Consider the following 7,818-nt stretch of genomic DNA (forward strand, 5'->3'; position numbering starts at 1 on the left):
GTACCTGCGACGGTCACGCCACGTGCGTGAGTCGTCCCGCCAGCAGCGTCGCGGCGACCCGCATCCCGCGCAGCCGCGGCTCGTCGGCGGCGAGAGGGTCGTGCTCGCAGATCGCGAGGTCGGCGACGTCGCCGGGATCGATGCGCGCAGGCTCTGCGGACCCGCCGCGCGTCGACGCGGCCAGTGCCGTCGCCGCGTCGACACGCTGCGACGGCTGCCACGGATCGCGGCCCGCGCGCGTGCGGAACACGGCGGACGCCATCGCCGCCCAGGGATCGAGCGGCGCGACGGGCGCATCCGAGCCGAAGAGCAGGTTCGCCCCGGAATCGGCGAGGGCCCGCAGCGGGTACGGCTGCGCCGTCTGGCCCGCCCAGACGGTGTCGGTCAGGTCGCGGTCGTCGAGCGCGTGCTCGGGCTGCACGCTCGCGCCCACCCCCAGTCGCGCGAACCGCGGGATGTCGGCGTGCGCGACGAGCTGCGCATGCTCGATCGTGCCCCACGCCCCGGTCGCGGCGAAGGCGTCGAGCGCGTGCGAGTTCGCCACGTCGCCGATCGCGTGGATCGCCGACGCGATGCCTGCCGCGGTCGCGCGGGTCATGAGGTCGACGAGCGTCGCGACGTCCACGGTGAGCAGGCCGTGGTTGTGCGGGTCATCGGGATACGCGTGTGAGCACGCCGCTGTACGGGTTCCCAGCGATCCGTCGGTGATGACCTTGAGCGGGCCGACGCGGACGAGATCGGATGCTGCGCCCCGGGCGACGTCTCCGGTCTGGAGCCCGTCGGCGATCGCGCGGTCGAGGAACTGGGGGTAGATCCCGAACGAGATCCGCAGCGCGTCGAACCCCGCGGCGAGGCGCCGGGCCCACGCGTCCTCGTTCCACGACATGTCGAGGTCGACGAGTCCCACGACGCCGCGGGCGGCGGCATCCTGCGCCATGCGCGCGACGAGCGGGTCGGACACCGACGCGTCGACGGCGTTCAGCCGGCGTGAGATCTCGAACGCGGGCTCCTCGCGGAGGATGCCGTGGTCGTCGGGCTCGAAGCCCTCGCGGCGGAGCGCCGCCGAGTTGAGCCACACGCTGTGCACGTCGGCGTTGATCAGGTAGGTCGGGACCTCGCCCGTTGCCGCATCGAGCGCGGCGAGATCGGGAGTGTCGGCCCAGAACGCGTCGCGGAAGCCGCTGCCGACGCGGCGCCCGTCGGTGAGCGGATCGGCCTCGCCCATGAGCCTCGCCGCCTCCGCGGCGGACGTCGCCGCTCCGAGTGGCACGCGCTGGGCCGAGAGCGCCCACTGCACGGTGTGGACGTGGTGATCCCAGAGCCCCGGAACCACCCAGCCGCCGTCGGCGTCGAGCACGTTCCCGCTGCGAGGGAGTGCCCCGGCGGGCGCGATGTCGACGACAAGACCCTCGGCCAGGTGCACGTCGACCGGGTCGGCGCCGAAAGGATCGGTGCGGTCGGAGCCGGTGAGACGCGCGTTCGCGATGACGTCGACCGCCTCGCCGCGCGCCGCCGTCACCGAGCGGCCTTCCGCGTCTCGAGGTCGCGCCGCATCTCCGCGGGGAGCCGCGGGTCGGCGTACGGGCTCGCACCGGCCTCGAGCTCCATGATGACCGTCTCGACGGTCTCGTCGGGCTTGTTCTGGCTCAGCTTGCGCTTGCCGACGACCTTCGTCGGCGTGAGCCGGAAGCCCGCGGTGCCCCTCTCGAGCCGGCGCACGTACTCTGGATCGTTCGGCGGCTCCCACATCAGGCGCGGCTGCGGCAGGCCGCTCTCGAACCGCGCGACGAGGCGCTCGAGCACCCGGAGGTTCTCCTCCGGCGTGAGCAGCTCCGGGATGCCGCTGAGGTGCACCGAGACGAAGTTCCAGGTCGGGACGCTCTGCACGTCGCCGTACCAGCCGGGCGAGACGTACCCGTGCGGTCCCTGCACGACCACGAGCAGCTCACGCTCGCCGAGCCCGTGGATGAGGTCGTCGGGCTTGCCGACGTGGCCGACGATCGTCAGGTCGTCGCGGTCGGCGTCGAGGAGCACGGCGTAGTGCGAGGCGACGAGCCCGTCCTCGGTCGACGAGACGATCGTGACCCACGGGTTGTGCTCGATGAGCCGGCGGATCTCGCCGACATCCGACATCGCGAAGCTCGGGTTCTGACGCATGCGCCCAGCCTATTCGCGCACGCTGCCCCCGCGGATCGGCGTCACGCCTGGCAGCGCGGGCACCAGTAGAGCTTGCGCCCCGCGGCCTCCTCCACCACGATCGCGGTGCCGCACACGCGACACGGCAGGCCGGCGCGGTGGTACACCCAGTGGCGGTCGTCGCGACTGGCCATCGCGGCGCGGTAGGCCTCGGGGTCGAGGTCGTCCATCGTCATCATCTGGCCGGTCTCGACGCCGATCGCGAGCAGCCGCACCCAGTCCCGCCAGAGGTCGCGGACGACATCCTCCGGCACGTCGCGCCCCGGCGTGTGCGGGTTCTGCCGTGCCCGGAACAGCAGCTCGGCGCGGTACACGTTGCCGATCCCGCTGACGACGTTCTGGTCCATGAGCAGCAGGCCGATGGATGTCGGCTTGCGGCGCACAACGGACGTGAAGCGCTCCTCGCCTTCCGCGACGTCGTCGACGAGCGGGTCGGGCCCCAGTTTGGCGATCGTCGCGGCGACCTCGTCGGGCGTCTGCAGCTCGCACGCGGTCGGGCCGCGCAGGTCGGCGCAGGTCACGTCCGTGAGCAGACGCAGGCGGACCTGCCCGACGACCGGCGGCGGCCATTCGTCGCCCTCGTCGGCGAGCCCGGTGGTCTGCTCCGACATGCGCACGTGCACGCGGGTGCGCCGCGGGGCGCCGATCGAGGTCAGCGAGTTCTCGCCGGCGCAGTCGAGGATCGGGTCGTCGAGAGCGGTGCCGCGCTGGTTCGTCTGTCCCATGCGGCCATTGGCCGAGGCGATCGTCGGATCGACCAGGATCTCACCCGCGAAGTCCCACGCCCCGTACATGCCCAGGTGCACGCGCAGCCAGAGGTCGTCGTCGAACTCGAGGAACATCTGCTTGCCGACGGCCCGCACCGAGGTCGCGGTGCGGCCGCTCAGGATCTCCGCGCCCTCGACGAAGCGGCCCTGGGGGCTCGACGCCGCCACGCGGCGGCCGACGAAGTTGCGGTCGAACTGGCGGGCGATGCGATGGACGGAATGCCCCTCGGGCACGGCTCAGCCGGCTTCGGGGTCGAACGAGCTGTCGTCGGCGGCGAGGACGTCGGGCTGCCCGGTCACCGCCCGCGGGTCGGGCTCGAGGGTGCCGTCCTCCTCGTACGCGGCGAGCTGCGCGATGCGGCGGGCGTGGCGCTCCTCGCCCGAGAACGGGGTCGCGATGAAGCGGTCGATGAAGGTCGCGGCCTCTTCGAACGTGTGCTGCCGGGCGCCGATCGCGATGACGTTGGCGTCGTTGTGCTCGCGGGCGAGCTCAGCGGTGGCGATGCTCCACGCGAGGGCGGCGCGGACGCCGACGACCTTGTTCGCGGCGATCTGCTCGCCGTTGCCGGAGCCGCCGAAGACGACCCCGAGCGCCTCGATGCCGGCCGCCTGATCGCGCACGACCGCCTGCGCGGCGCGGATGCAGAACGCGGGGTAGTCGTCGAGCGGGTCGTACTCGATCGGGCCGTGGTCGACGACCTCGTGACCGGCGGCCGCGAGGTGGTGCTGCAGCTGCGTCGAGAACTCGAGGCCGGCGTGGTCGGTCGCGATGTGGATGCGCATGGGCTCAATCCTAGAGAGGGGCGGGAGGCGGAGGACGAAGGATGCTGCGGCCGCGGCGAGCGGTCCGCTCAGGCGGTTCGCGGGCTCAGGGCGCGACGCCCGCGGCGGCGGGCTTGAAGCCTGCGCGCACGTTCTCGCAGCAGGCGGGACGGCAGACGTCGAACCAGGGTCCGAGGTCGGTCACGTGGGGCCGCTCCCCCGCAGGCGTGCCGTTCAGGCGCTCTTCGACGAGGTCGATCAGCCCCGACACGAACATCGGGTCGACGCCGGGCGTGGGCGTGCGCACCGCGCGGATGCCGGCCTCGGCCGCGGCATCCATCGCCTCGGTGTCGAGGTCCCACAGCACCTCCATGTGATCGCTCATGAACCCGACCGGGACGATCGCCACCGCCTGCACACCCGCCGCGGGCAGTTCGGCGATGACGTCGTTGACGTCGGGCTCGAGCCACGGCTGGCTCGGCGGGCCGGAGCGCGACTGGTAGACGAGATCCCACGCGACGCGATCGGCGCCCGGGACCTCGGCGGCCACGGCCGCCATGACGACCTCGGCCACCGCGAGATGCTGTGCGGCGTAGGCGCCGCCCTCACCCAGGTCGCGATGCAGCTCGTCGCCCTCGCGCGGGCCGGAGCGCTCGGCATCCGCCGTCGGGATGCTGTGGGTCGAGAACAGCACCCGCACGGCCTCGGGGGCGATGCCGTCGGAGAGGAAGCCTGCCACGGCGTCGCGCACACCGTCGACGAACGGCTGCACGAACCCGGGGTGGTCGAAGAACTGCCGCACCTTGTCGATGGTGACGCGCCCGGCGAGGTCCGTCTCCGTCAGCACGCGCGCGAAGTCCTCGCGGTACTGCCGGCAGCTCGAGAACGACGAGTAGGCGCTGGTCGCGAGCGCCAGGAGGTTCGTGTGGCCGGCGGCCGCGGCATCCGTCACGGCCTCGCCGAGATAGGGCGCCCAGTTTCGGTTTCCCCAGTAGACGGGGAGGTCGAGACCGCGCCGAGCGAGCTCGCCCTCGAGCGCGGCCTTGAGCGCGCGGTTCTGCGCGTTGATCGGGCTCACCCCGCCGAAGTGGCGGTAGTGGTGCGCGACCTCTTCGAGGCGCTCGTCGGGGATGCCGCGTCCGCGGGTGACGTTGCGGAGGAAGGGGATGACATCGTCCTGACCCTCCGGACCGCCGAAGCCCGCGAGAAGGATGCCGTCGTACGCGACGGGCTCCTCGACGTACGGGGCACCCGGTGCGGCGGCGGGAGAGGCGAACGGGACGACGTGCTGCTCGGGAGAGGTCACCCCTCCATCCTGACACCGCGCCCGCGTGGTTTCAGCCACGGGATCGGGCGTTCGCGGGCCCGCTGGCATAGGCTGGGACGGTTGTCATCGGTGCCAGCAGCGCTGGTGGCGGCCGCCGGATCGAGCGCTCGCGCGACGAGCCGATCGACCACCTCCGTCATCCTCACCCATGGGAGCCACAGCAGTGCCTGGAGAGAACCTCACCCGCATCGAGGCGCAGGAGCGCCGCGCGATCGTCGACACGCAGTCGTACGAGGTCGCGCTCGACCTGACGAAGGGCGCCGAGGTCTTCGGATCCCGCTCCGTCGTCCGCTTCACCGCGACGCCCGGTGCCGCGACGTTCATCGACCTGATCGCGCGCGAGGTGCGCGAGATCACCCTCAACGGCCGCTCGATCGACCCCGCGACGGCGTTCGCCGACTCGCGCATCGCGCTCGACGACCTGGCCGCCGACAACGAGCTCGTCATCGACGCCGACTGCCTGTACACCAACACCGGCGAGGGCCTGCACCGTTTCGTCGACCCGGTCGACGGCGAGGTGTACCTCTACTCGCAGTTCGAGGTGCCCGACTCCCGCCGCGTGTTCGCGGTGTTCGAGCAGCCCGACCTCAAGGCGACGTTCGCGTTCACGGTCACGGCCCCCGAGCCGTGGAAGGTCGTCTCCAACTCCCCCACTCCCGAGCCGAAGAAGCACGGCGACGGCACGGCGACCTGGCGCTTCGAGCCGACGCCGCGCATCTCGTCGTACATCACGGCCCTCATCGCCGGCCCGTACGAGGCGACCTTCTCCGAGCTGACCAGCTCGTCGGGCCGTGTCATCCCGCTCGGCGTCTATGGCCGCAAGAGCCTCTGGCAGTTCCTCGACGCCGACTACATCTTCGACAAGACGCGCCAGGGCTTCTCGTACTTCGAGGAGAAGTTCGACTACGCGTACCCGTTCGCGAAGTACGACCAGCTGTTCGTGCCCGAGTTCAATGCGGGCGCCATGGAGAACGCGGGCGCGGTCACCTTCACCGAGACGTACGTCTTCCGCTCGAAGGTGACGGACGCCGTCAAGGAGCGTCGCGTCGTCACGATCCTGCACGAGCTCGCGCACATGTGGTTCGGCGACCTCGTGACCATGAAGTGGTGGAACGACCTGTGGCTCAACGAGTCGTTCGCGGAGTGGGCGTCGACGATCGCCACCGCCGAGGCCACCGAGTGGACCGAGGCGTGGACCACGTTCAACGCGATGGAGAAGACCTGGGCGTACCGCCAGGACCAGCTCCCCTCGACGCACCCGGTGGTCGCGCAGATCAACGACCTCGAGGACGTGCAGGTCAACTTCGACGGCATCACGTACGCGAAGGGCGGCTCGGTGCTCAAGCAGCTGGCCGCATGGGTGGGCATCGAGGCGTTCTTCGCGGGTGTCGCCGCCTACTTCAAGAAGCACGAGTGGTCGAACACCGAGGTGGGCGACCTGCTCGCCGAGCTCGAGGCCACCAGCGGCCGTGAGCTGTCGACGTGGTCGAAGAAGTGGCTCGAGACGGCGGGCGTCAACACGCTGTCGCCCGAGATCGTCACTGATGTCGACGGCACCATCACGCGCTTCGCGATCGTGCAGACCGCCCCGGCGGACTACCCGACGATCCGCCCGCACCGCCTCGGGGTCGGCTTCTACGAGCTCCGCGGCGAGGCGCTGGTGCGCGTGCACCACGTCGAGCTCGACGTGGACGGCGACCTCACCGAGGTCCCCGAGCTCAAGGGCCACAAGCGCCCGGCGCTGGTGCTCCTGAACGACGAGGACCTCGCCTACGCGAAGATCCGCCTCGATGACCAGTCGCTGGAGACCGCGATCGACCACCTCGGCAAGATCAGCGACCCGCTCGCCCGCTCGCTGGTGTGGGGTGCCGCGTGGGACCAGACGCGCGATGCCGAGGCATCCGCTTCCGACTACGTCGACCTGGTGCTGCGCAACATCGGCGCCGAGACCGAGTCGACCACCGTCCGCACCACCCTCGCGCAGCTGCAGCTCGCCGCGAACTCGTACGTCTCTCCCGAGAAGCGCGACATCACGCGTGCCAAGGTCGCCGACGCGCTGTGGGGGCTCGCCCAGGACGCCGAGGCCGGGAGTGACAGCCAGCTGCAGTTCGTGACCGCGTTCGCGTCCGCCGCGGCCACCCCCGGCCAGTGGGACAAGGTCCGTCAGGTGCGCGACGGCGAGGCGACATTCGACGGTCTCGACATCGACACCGACCTCTCGTGGCAGCTGCTCGTGTCCCTCGCCGCCGGCGGGGTCGTCACCGCGGCCGACATCGACGAGGCACTCGAGGCCGACAACACCGCCAAGGGCGGCGAGTTCGCCGCGCAGGCCAAGGCGGCGCTGCCGTCGGCGGAGGCGAAGGCCGCCGCGTGGTCGTCGCTCGTCGACAGCGACGACCAGCCGAACACCATCGTGCGGTCGGCTGCGCTCGGCTTCACGCACCCGGCCGGCCGCGACCTGCTCGGCGACTTCGTCGCGCGCTACTTCGAGTCGCTGCTGCCGATCTGGGACTCGCGCACCTACCAGATCGCGCAGTACCTCATCGTGGGCCTCTACCCCGCGCCGCTCGCCGACGTCGCCCTCCGCGACGCCACGCGCGCGTGGCTCGAGGCGAACGGCGACGCCGCGCCCGCCCTCCGCCGCCTCGTCGCCGAGAACCTCGCCGGTGTCGAGCGCGCGCTGTCGGTGCAGGACCGCGACGCCCAGTAGGCAACGACGAAGGGGGGCGCGCCCCCCCCGGGGGGGGGGGGCGCCCCGCGGTTCGG

General features: G+C 71.6%; 6 protein-coding genes. 1 reads left to right on the forward strand and 5 read right to left on the reverse strand.

Annotation, left to right across the window (positions count from 1 at the left end; all coding sequences use genetic code 11):
* Window positions 1–13: 13 nt before the first annotated feature.
* The 5 genes from ACLBXX_RS08240 to ACLBXX_RS08260 form a co-directional block, all read right to left on the reverse strand.
* Window positions 14–1,519: an amidohydrolase family protein gene (locus tag ACLBXX_RS08240; RefSeq protein WP_447657629.1), complete on the reverse strand. Its 1,506-nt coding sequence runs from the start codon at window positions 1,517–1,519 to the stop codon at window positions 14–16.
* Window positions 1,516–2,157, reverse strand: a complete 642-nt coding sequence (locus ACLBXX_RS08245; RefSeq protein WP_447657630.1) for an FMN-binding negative transcriptional regulator — start codon at window positions 2,155–2,157, stop codon at window positions 1,516–1,518. Before ACLBXX_RS08245 ends, ACLBXX_RS08240 begins: the two co-directional genes overlap by 4 nt.
* 41 nt (window positions 2,158–2,198) lie before the next feature.
* Complete coding sequence (locus ACLBXX_RS08250; RefSeq protein ID WP_447657631.1) at window positions 2,199–3,197, reverse strand: Fpg/Nei family DNA glycosylase; 999 nt, start codon at window positions 3,195–3,197, stop codon at window positions 2,199–2,201.
* Between the two features lie 3 nt (window positions 3,198–3,200).
* Window positions 3,201–3,746, reverse strand: coding sequence for a ribose-5-phosphate isomerase (locus ACLBXX_RS08255; RefSeq protein WP_447657632.1), 546 nt, complete (start codon window positions 3,744–3,746; stop codon window positions 3,201–3,203).
* An 85-nt stretch (window positions 3,747–3,831) separates the two neighbouring features.
* Window positions 3,832–5,031, reverse strand: coding sequence for a ferrochelatase (locus ACLBXX_RS08260; RefSeq protein ID WP_447657633.1), 1,200 nt, complete (start codon window positions 5,029–5,031; stop codon window positions 3,832–3,834).
* A gap of 184 nt (window positions 5,032–5,215) precedes the next feature.
* Here ACLBXX_RS08260 and pepN point away from each other — a divergent pair, with 184 nt between their 5' ends.
* The gene (gene pepN / locus ACLBXX_RS08265) at window positions 5,216–7,762 is read left to right on the forward strand and encodes an aminopeptidase N (protein WP_447657634.1); all 2,547 of its coding nucleotides are present in this window, start codon (window positions 5,216–5,218) and stop codon (window positions 7,760–7,762) included.
* Window positions 7,763–7,818: the final 56 nt, after the last annotated feature.

The organism is Microbacterium sp. C23T, assembly GCF_053345975.1.